General features: G+C 68.7%; 17 protein-coding genes and 1 riboswitch. Of the genes, 10 read left to right on the top strand and 7 right to left on the bottom strand.

What is annotated here, in order from left to right; all coding sequences use genetic code 11:
* Positions 1–12 precede the first annotated feature (12 nt).
* The gene (locus tag AC1D1G_RS07380; protein WP_477951599.1) at positions 13–1,494 is read right to left on the bottom strand and encodes a purine-cytosine permease family protein; all 1,482 of its coding nucleotides are present in this window, start codon (positions 1,492–1,494) and stop codon (positions 13–15) included.
* A 296-nt stretch (positions 1,495–1,790) separates the two neighbouring features.
* On the opposite strand from AC1D1G_RS07380, the gene AC1D1G_RS07375 reads away from it, so the two are divergent.
* The 4 genes from AC1D1G_RS07375 to AC1D1G_RS07360 all read left to right on the top strand — a co-directional run bounded on the left by AC1D1G_RS07375 (position 1,791) and on the right by AC1D1G_RS07360 (position 5,353).
* The gene (locus AC1D1G_RS07375) at positions 1,791–3,038 is read left to right on the top strand and encodes an MlaD family protein (protein ID WP_477951598.1); all 1,248 of its coding nucleotides are present in this window, start codon (positions 1,791–1,793) and stop codon (positions 3,036–3,038) included.
* 80 nt (positions 3,039–3,118) lie between these two features.
* Positions 3,119–3,233: riboswitch (SAM riboswitch) on the top strand.
* A 51-nt stretch (positions 3,234–3,284) separates the two neighbouring features.
* Positions 3,285–4,580: an aminotransferase class V-fold PLP-dependent enzyme gene (locus tag AC1D1G_RS07370; protein WP_283354144.1), complete on the top strand. Its 1,296-nt coding sequence runs from the start codon at positions 3,285–3,287 to the stop codon at positions 4,578–4,580.
* Positions 4,581–4,584: 4 nt separating this feature from the next.
* Positions 4,585–4,677 carry a putative leader peptide gene (locus tag AC1D1G_RS07365; protein WP_368680942.1) on the top strand — a complete coding sequence of 31 codons (93 nt, stop codon included), beginning with the start codon at positions 4,585–4,587 and terminating at the stop codon, positions 4,675–4,677.
* A gap of 49 nt (positions 4,678–4,726) precedes the next feature.
* Positions 4,727–5,353 carry an LLM class oxidoreductase gene (locus tag AC1D1G_RS07360; RefSeq protein WP_283336367.1) on the top strand — a complete coding sequence of 209 codons (627 nt, stop codon included), beginning with the start codon at positions 4,727–4,729 and terminating at the stop codon, positions 5,351–5,353.
* A 5-nt stretch (positions 5,354–5,358) separates the two neighbouring features.
* Here the strand turns inward: AC1D1G_RS07360 and AC1D1G_RS07355 are convergent, their stop codons facing one another.
* The 3 genes from AC1D1G_RS07355 to AC1D1G_RS07345 all read right to left on the bottom strand — a co-directional run bounded on the left by AC1D1G_RS07355 (position 5,359) and on the right by AC1D1G_RS07345 (position 7,632).
* Positions 5,359–5,868, bottom strand: coding sequence for a flavin reductase family protein (locus tag AC1D1G_RS07355; RefSeq protein WP_342365522.1), 510 nt, complete (start codon positions 5,866–5,868; stop codon positions 5,359–5,361).
* Between the two features lie 164 nt (positions 5,869–6,032).
* Entirely contained in the window at positions 6,033–6,506 is a 474-nt protein-coding gene (locus tag AC1D1G_RS07350) for a YbaK/EbsC family protein (RefSeq protein WP_005244991.1), read from the bottom strand.
* A 34-nt stretch (positions 6,507–6,540) separates the two neighbouring features.
* Positions 6,541–7,632 (bottom strand): ABC-2 transporter permease, encoded by a 1,092-nt coding sequence (locus AC1D1G_RS07345; protein ID WP_477951597.1) that lies wholly within the window; start codon positions 7,630–7,632, stop codon positions 6,541–6,543.
* Between AC1D1G_RS07345 and AC1D1G_RS07340 the strand changes: the two genes are divergently transcribed.
* Positions 7,625–8,335: a TetR/AcrR family transcriptional regulator gene (locus AC1D1G_RS07340; RefSeq protein WP_477951608.1), complete on the top strand. Its 711-nt coding sequence runs from the start codon at positions 7,625–7,627 to the stop codon at positions 8,333–8,335. The genes AC1D1G_RS07345 and AC1D1G_RS07340 overlap by 8 nt on opposite strands.
* Before the next feature lie 2 nt (positions 8,336–8,337).
* On the opposite strand, the gene AC1D1G_RS07335 is transcribed toward AC1D1G_RS07340, so the two are convergent.
* Together AC1D1G_RS07335 and AC1D1G_RS07330 are read right to left on the bottom strand one after the other, a co-directional pair.
* Complete coding sequence (locus AC1D1G_RS07335) at positions 8,338–9,405, bottom strand: alpha/beta fold hydrolase (RefSeq protein ID WP_477951596.1); 1,068 nt, start codon at positions 9,403–9,405, stop codon at positions 8,338–8,340.
* Between the two features lie 75 nt (positions 9,406–9,480).
* Positions 9,481–10,800: a monooxygenase gene (locus AC1D1G_RS07330; RefSeq protein WP_280779130.1), complete on the bottom strand. Its 1,320-nt coding sequence runs from the start codon at positions 10,798–10,800 to the stop codon at positions 9,481–9,483.
* An 82-nt stretch (positions 10,801–10,882) separates the two neighbouring features.
* Between AC1D1G_RS07330 and AC1D1G_RS07325 the strand changes: the two genes are divergently transcribed.
* Both AC1D1G_RS07325 and AC1D1G_RS07320 read left to right on the top strand, forming a co-directional pair.
* On the top strand, positions 10,883–11,713 hold the full coding sequence (locus AC1D1G_RS07325) for a crotonase/enoyl-CoA hydratase family protein (protein ID WP_280779129.1): 831 nt from the start codon (positions 10,883–10,885) through the stop codon (positions 11,711–11,713).
* A 114-nt stretch (positions 11,714–11,827) separates the two neighbouring features.
* Positions 11,828–13,525 carry an MDR family MFS transporter gene (locus AC1D1G_RS07320; RefSeq protein ID WP_283354141.1) on the top strand — a complete coding sequence of 566 codons (1,698 nt, stop codon included), beginning with the start codon at positions 11,828–11,830 and terminating at the stop codon, positions 13,523–13,525.
* 85 nt (positions 13,526–13,610) lie between these two features.
* Here AC1D1G_RS07320 and AC1D1G_RS07315 read toward each other — a convergent pair whose 3' ends face one another.
* Complete coding sequence (locus tag AC1D1G_RS07315; protein ID WP_009477470.1) at positions 13,611–14,102, bottom strand: inorganic diphosphatase; 492 nt, start codon at positions 14,100–14,102, stop codon at positions 13,611–13,613.
* 131 nt (positions 14,103–14,233) lie between these two features.
* On the opposite strand from AC1D1G_RS07315, the gene dacB reads away from it, so the two are divergent.
* Genes dacB through tilS form a run of 3 tightly spaced genes read left to right on the top strand, consistent with a single transcriptional unit; the run spans position 14,234 to position 17,665 of the window.
* Positions 14,234–15,619, top strand: a complete 1,386-nt coding sequence (dacB, locus tag AC1D1G_RS07310) for a D-alanyl-D-alanine carboxypeptidase/D-alanyl-D-alanine endopeptidase (RefSeq protein ID WP_283336393.1) — start codon at positions 14,234–14,236, stop codon at positions 15,617–15,619.
* A complete protein-coding gene (locus AC1D1G_RS07305) occupies positions 15,619–16,665 on the top strand; it encodes a zinc-dependent metalloprotease (protein WP_280779126.1) in 1,047 nt (348 codons plus the stop codon). The genes dacB and AC1D1G_RS07305 overlap by 1 nt, the downstream gene beginning before the upstream one ends.
* A 22-nt stretch (positions 16,666–16,687) precedes the next feature.
* Positions 16,688–17,665, top strand: coding sequence for a tRNA lysidine(34) synthetase TilS (tilS, locus tag AC1D1G_RS07300; protein WP_477951595.1), 978 nt, complete (start codon positions 16,688–16,690; stop codon positions 17,663–17,665).
* The last annotated feature ends 4 nt before the right edge of the window (positions 17,666–17,669 follow it).

The raw sequence follows: 17,669 nt of genomic DNA, 5'->3' as shown, positions 1-17,669 counted from the left end.
GTTCGTGCCGCCCTAGGACCTCGGCGCCTCGACCGGGGCCACATGTTCGGGCCACAGTCGCAGCGCGGCGAGGTAGCCGGCCACGGCGATGGCCGACGATCCGACAAGACTGACATCGACACCGTGCGCGATGTCGGCAAGGGGCCCGGAGTACAGCGACGTGTCGACGGCGAGGACGCCGAACACGGATCCGGCCGCCCACGGGATGACGGCGCGCAGGTTCCAGCCGCCGGTGAACCAGTAGCGCCCACCCCTGCGGCCCAGATTGAAGACCTGGAGGTCGACGGCGTCGTACTGCCCTCGCCGCGCAACCAGGAAGCCGGCGACGTTGATCGCCACCCACGGCGCGGCGAAACCGTTGAGCACCAAGGTCATCGCGGTGATCGAATCGACGGCGTCGACGACGAACACGCCGATGTAGAGCAGGGCGACCGCGAGCGCCGACGTGATCAGCGTGGTGTGGACGCGGCGCAACCGGGGGATCAGCGCTTCCAGATCGAGACCGCTGGCGTAGACGTTGAGGACGCCCTGGCCGAGTCCTCCTGCGAGGGCGACGAGGACGATCGGCAGCACGTACCAACCGGGCGCCTCCGCCACCAGGTCGGCAACGTAGGAGTCGCTCAGCGTGGTGAACGTCGACGCGGTGAACGATCCGAAAGCCGCGGTCAGGAACAGCCCGAAGAAGATGCCTGCCATGGTGGCCGCGACGATCGTACGGTCGCTGAACCGCACCCGGGAGATCCGCCTGCTGTAGTCGCCGAGTGTCGGGGCGTACGACAGCGGACCGCCGACGGCGAGCACCACGGCCAGAATCCAGGTGGGCCAGAACCCGCCGAGGAGATAGTCGCCGCTGCCCGACCCGCCGTCGAAGCGACCCCCGAACGCGAACACACCGAGCAGGAGCAGCGCGGCAACGACGGGCAGCACGAACTTCTGGAGCGCGACCACCGTGCCGTGGCCGAACAGCGCGACGGCCACGATCTCGGCGGCGATGATGCCGTAGCCGAGGGCGAGCATGCCGTTGTCGACCGGTGTGCCGAGCAGGCGGTGGGCGGCGGCGATCAGCGCGTCACCCGAGGTCCAGACCGCGATCGCGGCGTACGCGAGGGCGAAGAGCAGGGTGAGCCCCGAGCCGATCATCCGTCCGCTCACTCCGAAGTGCRCACCACTCGACACGGTGTTGTTCGTGCCGGTGCGCGGGCCCAGGAGTGACAGGGGAGCGATGAGGAGCGTGCCGAGTCCGATGCCGACCGCGCTGGCCGCGATCGCGCTGCCGAACCCGAGTCCGAACGTGATGGGGAGCCAGCCGAACACGATCACCGAGAACGCCAGGTTGCCGCCGAAGAACACGGCGAGCATGTTGAGCGGTCGCGAATCGCGTTCCGATTCGGGGATGTATTCCACGCCGATCGTCTCGACGTGTCCGAAGCGGTCCTCCGGCGGGGAGGGGGCGGTGTCGTCGAGGGGCGTCGTCGGGTCGAGATTCGTGGACACTGCGGACCTCACATTTCGGGGCGGAGGTGACTGTCATCACGTCCTGTTGGGAACCGAAGATATTCCAAACTGAAAATTCAGTCAAGACCGTCGAGTGACGTGCGCCACCGAGGGTGGTTCGGAGTTTGCGCTGCTACGGCGACCGGACTAGATATATGTGTGACCGCTTGTCTCACGTATCCCACTGTCATCGGAGTGCCTGTGTCTGCCGCCGCCATCAACAGTCATTTCGCGAACCGGTGCCTGCCAGCCGCAGCGGGGACGGCGTTCGGGCGACGCGACATCGAGGGTCGACGGTGAGGTCGCCGCTCGTCCGGTGGCAGCTGATCGGCTTCGTTCTCGTGGCTCTCACGGGCCTCGTCTACGTGGGTGCCAACTATGTGCGCCTGGGCAATCTCCTCGGGTTCGGCGAATACACCGTGCACCTCGAATCGGAGACGTCGGGCGGCATCTTCACCAATGCGGAAGTCGCCTACCGCGGCGTGCCGGTCGGCCGCGTCGGGGACATGTCCCTGACCCCGGACGGCGTCGTCGTCGAACTGAGGATCGACACGAGCGCGCCCGACATTCCCGCCTCCGCGAAAGCCGTCGTGGCCAACAGGTCGGCGATCGGCGAGCAGTACGTCGACCTTCGGCCCGCCACCGATCGGGGGCCGTTCCTCGCGGACGGGTCCCGAATCGCCGCCGCCGACACGTCGACGCCGGTGCCCGTCGAAGAATTGCTCGCCAGCACACGGGGATTGACGGAATCCGTGCCGATCGACGCGCTCCACACCGTCGTGACGGAACTCGGTGCGGCATTCGACGGCAAGGACGAAGACCTTCAGTCGCTCGCGGATTCGTTGTCCGGGCTGTCGGGGTCGGGCTCCGAATCGCTCGATCGGACAATGGCTTTGGTGCGCGACGGTCGCACTGTACTGGATACGCAGTCCGAACAGTCCTCGGCGATCAAGGATTTCAGTGCCGACCTGGACTCGCTCGCGGATCGTCTGCGCAGCAGCGACCCGGACGTCCAGCGGCTGATCGACAACGGAAATCCGGCGAGCGATCTACTGGGGCAACTCGTCTCGGAGGCCGGACCCGGTGCCACGACGAACCTCGCCAACCTGTCCGTCACGGCGAAGGCGATCTCGGTGCAAGCCACCGCCCTGCAGACCCTGTTCGTGTACCTGCCGGGGGTGGCGGCAGCGTCGTCGACCATTGCGCCCGACGACGGAACCGTGCACCTGGGCCTGGTGGCCGAGACCAACAATCCGCCGTCGTGCACCGTCGGCTACGAGGGCACCCAGGCGATCCTCCAGGAGATGAAGCGGAACGACCCGAACTTCGACGACACGCAGCAGGACTTCCCGCAGAACACCGCCGCGTCCTGCGAAGCCCCACAGGGCAGTCTCACCGGCGTCCGCAGTGCGAACCGGATCGTGTTCGGCGACCCCGCCACCGTTCAGCCGTGGGACTCCACGCCCAAGAAGGACCCGAACAGGCTGGACCTCAACCCGATTGCGAATCAGCTCGCCCCGCTCCTCGGGGTGACTCCCAACTGACGCGAGTTCTCGGTCCCGGATCCGGGACCCTCCGGGTTTCGGGTTGACAACAGCGCGTCGATCCTGCAATCTTCGAAACAGGTCACGAGTACCAGCGTCAAGCCCCGGCTAGCTGGTCGGCAACCCTCCACCGCGGCGGGGTGCTCCGGGTGACGACCAGGCTGAGGTCCATACCGGACCCGGCAAGCGCGGACTCCGAGAGGGCACCGACCCTGCGACGAGTCCCTGACTACGAGGGATGTCGTGATGACTGCTGTACTGACCGCTGACGTGTGTGTTGCCCCCTTGGCCCAGGTTTCGGGCTCCGACCTGCGGGTTCCGCTCGTTCAGGGCGGCGACTGCGCCTACGTCAACTTCGACTACGCCGCCAGTGCGCCGGCGTTGGCGCAGGTGACCGACCGGATCGGGGCACTGCTACCGACGTACTCCAGCGTGCACCGCGGCGCCGGCTACGCGTCGCGGGTCTCGACCGAGTGCTACGAGAACGCCCGCGACTCTGTCGCCCGGTTCGTCGGAGCGGGGGAGGACCAGGTGGTGGTCTTCACCCGGAACACGACCGACTCGCTGAATCTGCTGGCCGGCTGCGTCCCCGGCAGCACCGTCGTCCTCGACATCGAGCATCATGCGAACCTGCTGCCGTGGAAGAACTCTCGCGTCGTGAGGGCGGCGGACACGCTGGAGGAGACGGTCCGCCTGCTCGTCGCAGAACTGTGCTCCAAGCCCACCGCCCTGCTCGCGGTGACGGGTGCATCCAACGTGACCGGCGAGGTTCTGCCGATCGCCGCCCTCGCCGAGGTGGCGCATCGTTGCGGCGCACGGATTCTCGTCGACGCCGCTCAGCTCGCGCCGCACCGGCGCATCGACGTCGAGGAGTGGGGCGTCGACTACCTCGCGTTCTCCGGGCACAAGCTGTATGCCCCCTTCGGCGCCGGTGTGCTGGTGGGCCGCCGGGACTGGCTGGACGCCGCCGAGCCCTATCTCGCAGGCGGCGGGGCGGTCCGGAACGTGACCGTCGAATCGACCCAGTGGGCGCCCGCCCCTGCCCGGCACGAGGCCGGAACCCCCAACGTGCTCGGCGCGGCGGCGCTCGCCGCCGCGTGCGATGCACTGTCCGAGCTGGACTTCGGCACGGTGGCCGCACACGAGGCGGCACTCACCGGCCGGCTCCTCGACGGCCTCGGCTCCGTCGACGGCCTGGAGTTCCTGCGGCTGTGGTCGGACGCCCCCGACACCGTGGGGATCGTGACGTTCACGATCGACGGGTTCGAGCCGGGAGAGATCGCCGCCTACCTCTCCGCCGAACATGGAATCGGAGTTCGCGACGGGCGGTTCTGCGCCCATCCTCTGCTGGGCCGCCTCGGCAGGCCCGACGGCGCCGTGCGGGTGAGTGTGGGTCTCGGAAGCTGCTCCGAGGACGTGGATCGGCTGGTCGACGCGGTGCGCACCCTGGTGGCGGGCCGCCGGAGCTGGACCTACGCCAAGGAGAGCGGCCAGTGGAATCCGGTGCCGGAGACGCGTTTTTCGCGGGACGCGCTAGTATGACCGCATGGCATCGCAGGCTGGGAGCACAATGATTGCTCACTGGTGCCGTCGGCATGTCGATCTGTGCCGAACCGCCTCGGGTATGTGTTCGAGCTGACCGTTCTTCCAGCTCCGTTTCATTCACACGTCATTCCCGAGGAACCCCTATGTCTCGAGACAATGCCTTCGTATCCCGTCCACTTCGCGTCGCCGTCGAACTGACCGGCTCCGGCCACCACCCGGCGGCCGAGGGTGCCACCGGCACGCGGCCGATCAACGGCGCGGACTACTGGGTGGACCTGACCGCCGATTCGACGGATCAGCTCGACCTCACGTCGTTCCCGCCGAACGTCGTCCGGATCCGGGCGTCCGATCTGCGTGAGGCGCAGCAGGAACGCGCACGGATCCGCGCCGAACTCGTCGCCGACGGTCGCGACCCCGACAGCGTCACCGTCCTGGTGGACCTCGAGGTGCTCATCGCCGTGGAGGCCCGCGCCGCCCGCAAGGAGCTGGCCCTCCTCGACAGCGCCCTGGCGACGCCCCGTGCTCCGGTGTCGTTGCAGTACATCGGAACTCCGGTCGGCCTCGCCGGACTCATCGCCGACATCCAGGCGGCAGGCGTCGCCGACGGTGTGACCGTGCTGCCGCTGTCGCTGCCCAGGGTTCTGGAGCAGCTCGTCGACGGCACCCTCCCGTGGCTGGAGGAGCGAGGTCTCGTCACCTCCGCCGACGCCGTCGACGAGGCGCTGCGTCGCTTCGACCTCCCCCTCCGCGAGCGGGTACTGGCGTCCTGACCTGGTCAGTTGCCGTTGTTCGCTGAACCGAGCGGAGTGGGCCGGTAGTACCGGCCCTCGTGATACAGCAGGGGAGCCGAAGCGGAGTCGTCGTCTGCCTCGGCATGAACGCGGGTGACGAGGCCGATGACGAGCGTGTGATCGCCGACGGGAATCAGCTGGTCCACGATCACCCGCAACCAGCTGGGAGTTCCGTGGAGGACCGGTTCGCCGGTGTCGAGTCGCGCCCAGAGCGACTCGTCGGAGAACCGCTGGTCGGCGCTTCGGGAGAATCGCTGAGCCAGGTGCTGCTGGTGCTCGCCGAGGAGGTGAATCACCAGCGAATCCGCGGAATGAAGTGCATCGATGCTGGACGACGTGTTCGCGATGTTGAACGACACCAACGGCGGGTCCAGTGAAACCGAGGAGAACGAGGACGCGGTGAAGCCGACCGGGCCGGACCCCGAATCGAGGGTCACGATGGTGACGCCCGCCGGGTGCCGACGCAGGGCTGCGCGGTAATCCTCGGCGCAGATTCCGGGGGCGAGTCGATGGTCGCGGGGGAGGTCCGAACCATCGACGGTTTCGGCGTTCTCGGCTCTGTCGGACAAATCATTCTCCGGGTCGGCCCGTGCGGGCACTGTGTCATTCTCGTTCACGAGATCTGACGTCAACTATAGGGGCGTCAACCGCCCGGGATTCAGTCGACGTCGATCGCCAGGCCCGCGGTGATCCGCACCAACTCGGAGAACGACGTGCGGAAGACCGTGTCCGGGTGCCCGGCGGCCGCCCACAGTTCCGCGTACTCCGACAGGGCGTTGTCGACGTACGTCGGAAGGTTCGTGGGATGTCCGAGCGGGGCAATACCCCCGATCGGCTGTCCGGTCGCGATCCGCACCATGTCGAGGGGTGCCCGGGTCAGATTTCCCTGCAGTCGTTTGCCCGTGTTCGCCAGATCCACCTCGTGCGCCCCCGACACGAGGAGCAGGATCGGATCGTCGTCCAGGAGGAATACCAGCGACTTGGTGATGGCGCCGATATCGACCCCCAGAGACTCCGCCGCCTCGGCCGCGGAGTGGGTGGAGTCGGGCTGGGTCACGATCACCCCATGGTGTCCTCGCGCGATCAGAGTCTCGGCGACATGCGCGGCGTGGGGGTGCAGGGGCGTCGGCATGAACCAAGAGTAGGTCCATTCCTCCGGTACGACATCAAGAAGCGTCGTCCGACACGACATCGGAACGGGGCGTAGTCGATTCCGGCTTCCGGAGGCGCCGGGCGGTGAACCCGAACAGCAGTCCGAGCCCGACCACGGAATAGAGCGCGAGGGCGAGCGCGGGCTGTCCGAGCCCCACGTCGTCGAAGTACACGATGCTTCGAATTCCCTCGGTGCCGGCGCCCGGGGTGATCCAGCGTCCGATGGCCGCGTAGAAGGCGGGAATGACGTTCGAACCGAACGCACCGCCGGCGCTGGGATTGCCGAGGATGACGAAGACGGCGATCGCGAGGGGCACCGCAAGGATGCCGACCGAGGCGCGCAACCCCAGCGTGAACACGGCGGTGCCGAAGACGACACCTGTTCCGAGTAGCCACAGCGGGAACCAATGGCCTGCGAACGTGCCGAGCACGTGAGTGGTGATCAGGGCGCCGAGGGCGCCGGACACCACGGCGTAGCCGAACAGGACAGCCGTGTGCACGGTCGCCTGACGGAGGCTTCGCGGGGCGCCGATGAACAGGCCGATCGCCGCCGCGAGCAGGTAGCCGCCGACCACCCACCCGACCGCGAGATAGAAGCCGGACAGTCCGCGGTTGTCGTGTGCGCCGACCGGAATTTCGTCGCGGACCGTGAACTGGCGACCCTGGCTGTTCTCCACCTGGGCGAAGACCGATTCGAGCGCGCTGGAGATGGAGCTGCCGCCCGCGCTCGCCGTGATCAGGGTGTCGGGGCCGACGGGGTTCATGACGAACGCACCCTGGATCTCGCGGTCGTGGAGGAGCCGCCGGGCTTCCGCGGTGTCCGAGACGACACGGGCGCGCAGCGGCCTGGCGTCGATCGCATCGAGCCGGTCGGCGACCTGCTGGTCCGTTCCTGCGGGCAGTCCCTCCGCCGCGACGACGCCGATCTCGATGTCGCGGGGCGTGGGCTGATGGAACGCGGCCACGTAGCTGAGGATGAAGCCGAGCTGGAGGAGGAGAACGCCGAAGACCAGCGCGACCATCACCTTGGGTGCGCCGTACTTCGACACCGGGCTGTCGTGGTGCACGGGAGCCGGGGTGGTGGATTCGCTGTCGGTCATGGTCATCGGACGTCCTCGATCCTTGTCGATACCGTGGGTATTGAATACCCTAGGTATCGTGACTGCAGATCGTCAACCGGACAGTCGTCACACCGAATGGGCGCCCACGACGCGTCCCGGTCGTGACGTCGTGCGTCAGCGCCTCCTCGACGCCGCGGCGGAGGAATTCGCCGAGCGCGGCTTCAGTGCGGCCAGGCTCGCCGAGGTGGCCCGCCGGGCCGGATTCACCAAGGGGGCGGTCTACTCGAACTTCGAGTCGAAGCAGGACCTGTTCGCCGAACTCTTCGCCGCGCGCTCACTCGAACTGGCGGGACGGGTCCTCGCCGAGATCGCCGGCATGAACCCCTCGGATGCCGCGGGCAAAGGCGGCGAGGCGATCGCGTCGTGGATGGTGCGCGAGCCGGGGTGGTCGCTGCTGGTACTCGAATTCGGCGTACTCGCGGCACGTGACCCGCAGATCGCCCAGGCCTACCTGCGGGAGCGGCGGCAACTGCGGGGAAAGCTCGTCGAATTGATCGGTGAACGCGCGCGGGAGTGGGGGGTCGACGACACGTTCGACGTCCGCACCACGGCCATCTCGCTGATGGCCCTCATCTCCGGTCTCGTGCTCGAGCACTCCGTGGACCCCGAAGAAGTGGATCAGGTGACGATGGGCGCCGCGGTCACCGCACTGTTCGCGGGCGCCGTCGCGAGGGCCGGGCTGACCTGATCTCAGGCGGTGTGCGCGACGACCCCGTCGAGGAATCCGTCGATGTGGGCCCACGTGGAGTCCCTGGCCTTCGGGCCCGCGACGAGCCCGAGGTGGCTGCCCGGCGCGGACTCGAACCGCACCGACGGAGAACCGGTGAACACGTCCGTCGCCGCCCGGACCGACGGGATCGGGGCGATGACGTCCTCGGTGCCGCCGATCGCGAGAACCGGCACCGCGAGATCGGCCAGCGCGATCGCGCCGTTCCGGGTCTGGAAACTTCCCGCGGCGAGCGCGTTCCCGAGGATCAGCTGGGTGCAGACCTGGCGGAAGAACCGGGCCGGATAACCCGGCATGTCGGCCATGAACCGGTCGATGGACTCCATGCGCGCGAGGGTCTCGGTGTCGTGCAGGTTCCGAGCGATGAACCACGGCTTGGTGAGCTCGCGCTGAAGCGCGGTGAAGCGGTAGCTCGCCTGGACCAGCGGCGCGGGGAGTCCGCCCATCGCCGAAGTCGCGGTGGTGAGGGGGCGATCGCCGGTGAACCGGCCGACCATCCGCAGCGGCGCGATCATGGTCACCGACTCGTAGTCGATCGGCGTGCCGATCGCCGTCACGGAACCGATCGGCAGATAGTTCCGGCTCGCCGCCGTGAGCAGCGACATCGTTCCCCCGAGGCTCCAGCCGATCAGGTCGACGGGTGCACCGCCGTGGAGTCGGGACACCCGCTCGACCGCCGCCGGGATGAAGTCGTCGATCCAGTCCTCGAACCCGAGGCCGCGGTCGGAATAGCCCATGGTGCCGTAGTCGACGAGATACGCCGCCTTGCCGGAACCGGCCAGGTGCGCGGCAAGGCTCTGGCCCGGCCGGAGGTCGAAGCAGTGTGCGGGCGCCGCGAGCGGGGGCACGAGAAGGACGGGCCGGCCGCCGTCGGTCTCGGTGGTGTCGAACCGGTAGAGGTCTTGATGGGGCGCCTCGTGGATGCGCGTCGACGGGGTTCGCTGGACCGGCGCGATTCCGCCGCCGAAGGACAGCCGCCAGGCGTTGCGGGTCAGAGTGTTCAGCGTCGGGTTCCAGGCGATGTCGAGCACGGATTTCCTCTCGTGGCGGCGCAGATCCTCCAAGTATCTGTGACGTCAACATACAGGTAATCTCGCGGTCGCCCGTCAGCGGGAGGCGAGCAGAACCCGCAACACCGTCGCCGGCCGGAGCAGCGTCCCCGGACGGTCGAGAAGATGCGTCACCCGGAGGAACGCGGACCCCACGGCCGGGTCGACGGACGCCGCCCGATCGAGCCGGGAGGTGTACGCATTGACCAACCGCACTCGCGCCGACCGTCGACCGGGCACGGCCGGGATCCGCAGGTCGTTGTCGACGGTGAGCGTCCACGCGGCATCGATACACCGGTTCGCCCCACGGAGGAACCGGCGACCGAGATGCGTCCGCTCCGACCGCAGGCAGTCCCGCAGGATCGTCGCCTCCACCGCGGCGACGCTCATGCCCTGACCGTAGATCGGGTTGAACGAGCAGATGGCGTCCGCGAACGGCAGGTAATTCGACGGTAGATCGTCTGCGGAATAGTGCCGCCGGACGGTCGTCGGGATCCGGTAGCGCACGCCGTCGTCCACCGGCTCGGCCGTGCGCAGTGCGTCGTACATGTCGGGGGCGGGAAACGACTTCACGAAGTCGAGGAAGCCGTCCGGATCCAGTGGCGGCACGTCGTCCCCGTACCCGGCGAGAGTGACGATCCAGGTGCCGTCCTCCTGCACGCCCATGAATCCGCTGCGCGGACTCGACGGTCCCGGCGCCATCCCGATGCCGGAATCCCCGTCCAGATGCGGCGGGTCGAGCCGGAAGTGCCGCGTCGCGTAGCTGACGTCCACGGCCAGCTGCGTCTCGGCCGGCGGCGCGAACCCCAGCTCGCCGAGCCGGGCGACAGTCTGCGAACTGCGGCCGGACGAGTCCACGACGAGATCGGTCTCGACGACCTCCGGCGGGACGCCGCCCCGGTGCTGCACGGTCACGCCGGTCACCTGTCCGCCGTCGACGGTGAGACCCGTGACGTCGGAGCGGTCCCGTATCCGCACGTTCGGCAGGGCCTCGACCCGGTTGCGCATCTGCCACTCGACGAGCGGTCTGCTCGCGAGAATACCGGGGACGCCACTGATCTCGCGCGCCATCCGATGCCCGTCGACGATCCACCGGATGTCGCCCAGTGCGTCACCCGCGGTGGCGCCGAGGGCCAGGAGCTCGGACACGAACCCCGGCAGGAGGTCCTCCATCGCGGCCTGCCCGCCTGCGAGCAGCGCGTGCACGTGCCGGGCCTGCGGCACGCACCTGCGCGCGACGGCTGTGTCGGGCAGGATGTCGCGGTCGAGGACGACGACGCTCCTGAACGAGCCGGCGAGAGCCGCCGCGGCAAGCAGTCCCCCCATTCCGGCGCCGACGACTACGGCGTTGCCGGCCGGGGTCGTCCGGTGCGTCATGGCGGCTGTCCGTTCACAAGACGGTGCAGAGACCTCCAGGGTATTTCTCCTGACCTCGAAGAGCGGTGGTTACTCTGGAGTAATGACCGAACAGAAGACCTGGAATGCGTTCACCGTCGAGCGCAAGGATCACGTCGCGCAGGTGACGCTCATCGGACCCGGAAAGGGCAACGCGATGGGCCCGGATTTCTGGAGCGAGCTCCCCGAGATCTTCGGGGAACTCGACACCGATCCGGACGTGCGGGCCGTGGTGATCGCCGGCTCCGGCAAGAACTTCTCCTTCGGTCTGGATCTGCCCGCCATGAGCGGCAGCTTCGGGTCCGTCCTCGCCGACAAGGCGCAGGCCGGCCCGCGTACCGCGTTCCACGACATGATCAAGCGGATGCAGTCCGGCATCAACGCGGTCGCCGACTGCCGCAAGCCGGTGGTCGCGGCCGTCCAGGGCTGGTGCATCGGCGGCGGCGTCGACCTGATCTCCGCGTGCGACATTCGCTACGCCAGCACCGACGCGAAGTTCAGCATCCGTGAGGTCAAAGTCGCGATCGTCGCGGACATGGGCAGCTTCGCCAGGCTGCCCGCCATCATCGGCGACGGCCACCTGCGGGAACTCGCGCTCACCGGTAAGGACATCGACTCCGGGCGCGCCGAGAAGATCGGTCTCGTCAACGGTGTCTTCGCGGACGTCGACGCCGTCCTCGCCGCCGCGCACGCGACCGCGGCCGAGATCGCGGCGAACCCGCCGCTCGTCGTGCACGGCATCAAGGACGTCCTCGACCACTCCCGCGCGGCCGCCGTCGACGACAGCCTCCGCTACGTCGCCGCGTGGAACGCCGCGTTCCTGCCGTCGCAGGACCTGACCGAGGCGATCACCGCCGTCTTCGAGAAGCGCGCCCCCGAATTCACGGGCGAATAGTCCGTCCGCCGACGCGGCCGCACCTCCGGGACGGGGTGCGGCCGCGTCGTAGTCGCTTATCCGCAGGTAAAGCCCAGTTCATCAGTTGCCCGAAACCTCGCCGCCCTCGCATACTTGCGGACTACAAGTAAACGACAGCGCAGCGAGGAAACAGTGTCGAATTCGGTCGAAACGCCGGTGGCCTACACCCACCGGCAGATCCTGGCTGTACTCAGTGGGTTGATGCTCGGCATGTTCCTCGCCGCGCTCGACCAGACGATCGTGGCGACGGCGATCCGGACCATCGCCGACGACCTCGACGGGTATTCGCTGCAGGCGTGGGCCACCACCGCATACCTCGTCACCGCCACCCTGGCGACGCCGCTCTACGGCAAACTGTCCGACATCTACGGCCGCAAACCGTTCTTCATGTTCGCGATCACGGTGTTCGTGATCGGCTCGGTCATGTGCACCTTCTCGACGTCGATGTACATGCTCGCGGCCTTCCGTGCAGTGCAGGGGCTCGGCGCGGGCGGTCTGTTCTCGTTGGCGCTCACCATCATCGGCGACATCGTCTCCCCGCGTGAACGGGCCAAATATCAGGGCTACTTCCTGGCCGTGTTCGGCACCTCCAGCGTCCTCGGCCCAGTCCTCGGCGGAGTGTTCGCCGGGCAGGATGTGATCCTCGGAATCGACGGCTGGCGTTGGGTTTTCCTCGTCAACGTGCCGGTGGGACTGGTCGCGCTCACGGTCGTCTCCCGCGTGCTGCACCTGCCGCGGCGACCGAGCGGAAGCCGGCGGATCGACTGGTGGGGCGCGATCGCCCTCGCGGTGGGTGTGGTGCCGCTGCTCGTGGTCGCCGAACAGGGGCACAGCTGGGGGTGGGGCAGCTCGAAGTCGTTGGCGTGCTACGTGATCGGCGTCATCGGTGTGCTCGCCTTCGTGTCGGTGGAATTGGCGATGAAGGACGACGCACTCATCCCGATGCGCTTCTTCCGTAACAGCACCTTCGCGCTCGGTGTCGTGATCAGCCTAGTCGTGGGCGCCGTCATGTTCGGCGGTATCACCTTGCTGCCGCAGTACTTACAGGTGGTGAAGGGCTCGAGCCCCACCCTGGCCGGGTTCCAGATTCTGCCGATGGTCCTCGGCCTCATGGCCGGCTCGGTGGTCAGCGGTCAGATGATCTCGCGGACCGGGCGGTACCGGTACTTCCCGATCCTGGGCACCGCTCTGATCGGGATTGGCGCGTTCCTGCTGCACACGCTGGCCGCCGACACCCCGATGCCCGTCGTGATGGTGTTCATGCTGATCCTCGGACTCGGTCTCGGAAACCTGATGCAGCCCCTCACCCTCGCCATTCAGAACGCACTGCCCCCGCAGGACATGGGGGTGTCGACCGGAGCGGCCACGTTCTTCCGGCAGATCGGCGGCACCGCAGGCGTCGCAATCTTCCTGTCGATCCTCTTCTCCCGCCTCACCCCGGCCATCGGCGAACGCGTGACAGCCGCCGCCGGCACAGCCGACTTCCGTCGAGCCGTGGCCGCGGCCGCACAGAGCAACGACCCCGCGGAGGCCGCCATGGGCCAAGGGATCCTCAGCCCCGACCACGCCGGCGTCAGCGGAGTCCTCACGGACAGCTCGGTGATCGGAAAACTCGACGACGTGCTGGCCCTGCCCTTCCGCGAAGGATTCGCCGACGCAATCGGATCCGTCTTCCTCAGCGTGTCGATGCTCGCCGTCGTCGCCTTCGTCCTCACTCTGCTGTGGAAGGAAGTGCCACTCCGCAGCGAGTCCGGCCTCCAGGCCGCGGCGCGGGGAGACGCGCAGGAGTGAGACGCCAACGGCGCCCACCCCCGCGGGGGTGGGCGCCGTTGCCGTAAATATCGGGAGGCTCAGTGCCAGACGATTCGCCGCCGGCTCAGTGCCCGCCGTTGTCCTTCAGACGCTTGAACGAGGCCTCGACCTCGGCCTTCGCCTCGGCCACCCCGACCCAGTCGGCGGCCTCGACGTGCTTGCCCGGCTCGAGGTCCTTGTAGTGGACGAAGAAGTGCTTGATGGCATCCAGTTCGAACTGCGGAACGTCGCCGATGTCCTGGATGTGATCCCAGCGCGGGTCGCCGGCCGGCACACACAGCACCTTGTCGTCGCCGCCGGCCTCGTCGACCATCTTGAACATGCCGACCGGACGTGCCTCGACGATGACGCCGGGGAACACGGACTCGGGGAGCAGGACCAGCGCGTCCAGCGGGTCGCCGTCCTCGCCGAGCGTGTTCTCGATGAAGCCGTAGTCGGCCGGGTATCCGAACGCGGTGTAGAGGTAGCGGTCCAGCTTCACGCGACCGGTCACGTGGTCGACCTCGTACTTGTTTCGCTGACCCTTGGGGATCTCGATGGTGACGTCGAACTCCACGCCGATTCCTCGCTGTCGTGTCGATGATGATTCGGGGAGAGGATATCGGGTCGAGGATAAGGTTGGTTGTCTGACCACCCACGAATCACAGTGAAGACGGAGGCGCGTTGCCGAGCCAGGGAAAGAAGAAGATGGGCTCGTTGGCGGGACGCCACCGTCGGAACATGCGAATTCTGTTCGCGTCGGTCGTCGTCGTGGTGCTCGCGATGGCGGCTGTTCTGGTGGTCGCGGTGACCGCGCACAACGCGTCGGCGGGGCGCGGGGAACTGACGATCGCGCCCGAACCGGCACCGATCACGGCGGCCCCGCAGGTCACGCCGGTGCCGGACGACGCCCCGATGCCGACGGCGCAGGGGATCGCCGCCGCAGTCGGTCCGGCCGCCGCCAACCCCGACCTCGGCAAGTTCAGCGGAACGGTCGCCGACGCGGTCACCGGTCAGGTCCTGTGGAGCGTCAACCCGCAGACCCCGATGACCCCGGCGTCGACCACCAAGGTCCTCACCGCGGGATCCGCGTTGCTGGCGTTGCCGTCCGACCGTCGCGTGACGACGAAGGTGGTGCAGGGGGCGACTCCCGGCGAGATCGTCCTCGTTGCCGGCGGTGATCCCACACTCACCGCGAAACCGGTCGGGGAGAACGGCTATTACCCGGGTGCGGCGCACATCTCGCAACTGGTCGATCAGATCCGGAACGCGGGCATCCAGGTGACGAGCATCGTGGTCGACACCAGCATCTACTCGGGCGACACCATGGCGCAGGGGTGGTTCCCGACGGACGTCGGCGCCGGATTCATCACCCCCACCGAACCGATCATGATCGACGGCGGACGGGCCGACCCGCTCGTGGACGAGTCGCCGCGCAGTGCGACACCCGCGCTCGACGCCGGGCGGACGCTCGCCGGTGCGCTCGGCGTCGCCCCGTCGGCGGTCACGTCGGGGGTCGCGGCGCCCGGTGCGGCTACCGTGGCGAGCGTGCAGTCCGCGCCGCTGCGCGACCGGTTGAGGCAGATGATGGAACACTCGGACAATGTGCTTGCCGAAGCGATCGGGCGGGAGGTTGCCATGAATGCCGGCGCGGAAGCATCGTTCGACGGCGCCGTCGCGACCATCGGCCAGACCCTGACCGCGGCCGGCTTCGATCTGTCGGGGTTCACCCTGCACGACGCCAGCGGGTTGTCCGTCGACGACCGCATCGCCCCGCACACGCTCGACCAGGTCCTCACGGCCGCCGCGGGCGACGGCAATCCGGCCCTGCGCCCGATGCTCGACTACCTGCCGGTGGCCGGTGCCACGGGCAGCCTGTCGGACCGGTACGCGTCGGGGAACCGCACGGGCGCCGGATGGGTGCGGGCGAAGACCGGCACCCTGTCCACGGCCAGCGCGCTCGCCGGCTACGTGGTGGACCAGAACGGGCGTGTCCTCACGTTCGCGCTGATGTCCAACGACCGCCCGCCGGAGGTCAGCCGTCCCGCACTCGACGCACTGGCGGCCGCGCTCCGCACGTGCGGGTGCCAGTGATGGCCGCCGAGGGAAATGCCTTCAGCGGCGCCGTCGACTGGAAGCTGGCAGCCAGGACGGGGGTGAAACTCGCGCGCAGCGGACCGGTGACGTCGCGGTACACCGCCGAAACCGTGGTCGCGGAACTGGCCGACGCGTCGATGCGCGCGGAACTGCCCGTCCGGGAAGTCACCGGCCTCGCCGACGGACTTCCGGTGCCGACCGCCCAGATCCTCGACCGGGCCGGGTGGATCCACGCCGCCGCGCACTCGATGTCGCAACTTACGGGCGGCGACGCCGCTCCCGGCACGCTGGTCGGCAAGCCGGCAGGCATTCAGGCCGGGGCGATGCTCGCGTACCTGTCGTCGGCGATCCTCGGCCAGTACGACCCGTTCACCGGCGACAACGGAACCCTGCTGCTCGTGGCGCCCAACGTGGTGTCCGTCGAGCGCACGTTGCGGGTGCGGCCCAGCGACTTCCGGCTCTGGGTGTGCCTCCACGAGGTGACGCACCGGGTGCAGTTCTCGTCCTCACCGTGGCTCACCGGATACATGCAGGAGTCGGTGGAGACCCTCGGATCCGCCGAAGACGAGTCCCTCACCGACATGGTCGGCCGGTTGTCCTCCGCGCTGCGCGCCCGCGGGCGCACGGAGCCGGACGACTCGGGCGCACCGGGCGGCATCGTCGGACTGCTGCGCGCGACGCAGGCCGAGCCGCAACGTGAGGCGCTCGACCGCCTGCTGGTGCTCGGCACCCTCCTCGAGGGACATGCGGACCACGTGATGGACGCCGTCGGCCCCGCGGTCGTGCCGTCGGTGGCCGCGATCCGGGCAGCGTTCGATCAGCGGCGCCGCCGCAAGAGCAACCCGGTGCAGCGTCTCATCCGTGCACTGCTCGGAATGGACGCCAAGATGGCGCAGTACGTGCGCGGCAAGGCGTTCGTCGACGCCGTCGTGGACAAGGTCGGGATGGACCGGTTCAACGTCGTGTGGACCGGCCCCGACACGTTGCCCCGGCTCGCGGAGATCGACGCGCCGGACGTCTGGGTGTCCCGGGTACTGGGCTGATTCGAGAAGGGCTGAGCCGGTGATGGTGCTTCCCGAGGAGCCGGCGATCCTCGAGGTTCGTCACGCCGTGCGGCGCTGGATCGCGGCGCACGCCCCGGACGGTGAGATCGCGGTCGCGTTGTCGGGTGGCGCCGACTCACTGGCACTGACCGCGGCGGCCGCCGCCGAGGCACGGTCGGTGTGTGCCCTCGTCGTCGATCATCGGCTGCAGCCGGGTTCCGCCGACGTGGCCGACGAGGCGGCCGCCCGTGCCCGAGCGCTCGGCTGCGCGTCCGCCGAGGTGCTTCCCGTCGATGTGACCGGGTCGGGCGGGCTCGAGGCGGCCGCCCGCCAGGCCCGTTACCGCGCCCTCGACTCGGCGCGCGGAACCCGCCCGGTGCTGCTGGGGCACACCCTCGACGACCAGGCCGAAACGGTGTTGCTGGGGTTGTCGCGCGGTTCGGGCGGTCGATCCATCTGGGGGATGAGCGCGTACGACAGCCCGTGGGGGCGTCCGCTGCTGGACGTGCGCCGCGCGGTGACCCGGCAGGCCTGCGCGGAACTGGGACTGAGCCCGTACGAGGACCCGCACAACGCCTCACCCGACTTCGTGCGGGTGCGGCTGCGCACCGAGGTGCTGCCGCTGCTCGAGGACGTGCTGGGCGGCGGCGTCGCCGGAGCCCTCGCCCGCACCGGGGAACACCTGCGCGAGGAAGGAGCGGTCCTCGACACGCTGGCCGCCGACGCCCAAGCAAAAGTCGTGGTGGACGGCGAAATCGACACCGCCCTGCTCGCACTGTCGGCGCCACCCGTCCGCCGGCGGGTGCTGCGTAGCTGGCTCCTCGCGGCCGGTGCGCGCGGTCTCGGAGACACCCAGCTGCGGGCCGTGGACGACCTCGTCGCACGGTGGCGGGGACAGGGGCAGGTGGCGATCGGGGGCGGAACACCGGACGCGAGGTTGGTGGTCCGCCGACGACGTGGCAGGCTGAACGTCGGATTGGACGACCGACGAAGGGTTTGATCGC

The organism is Rhodococcus sp. P3_B8, assembly GCF_056402775.1.
This window is presented reverse-complemented; position numbering and strand designations above follow the sequence as displayed.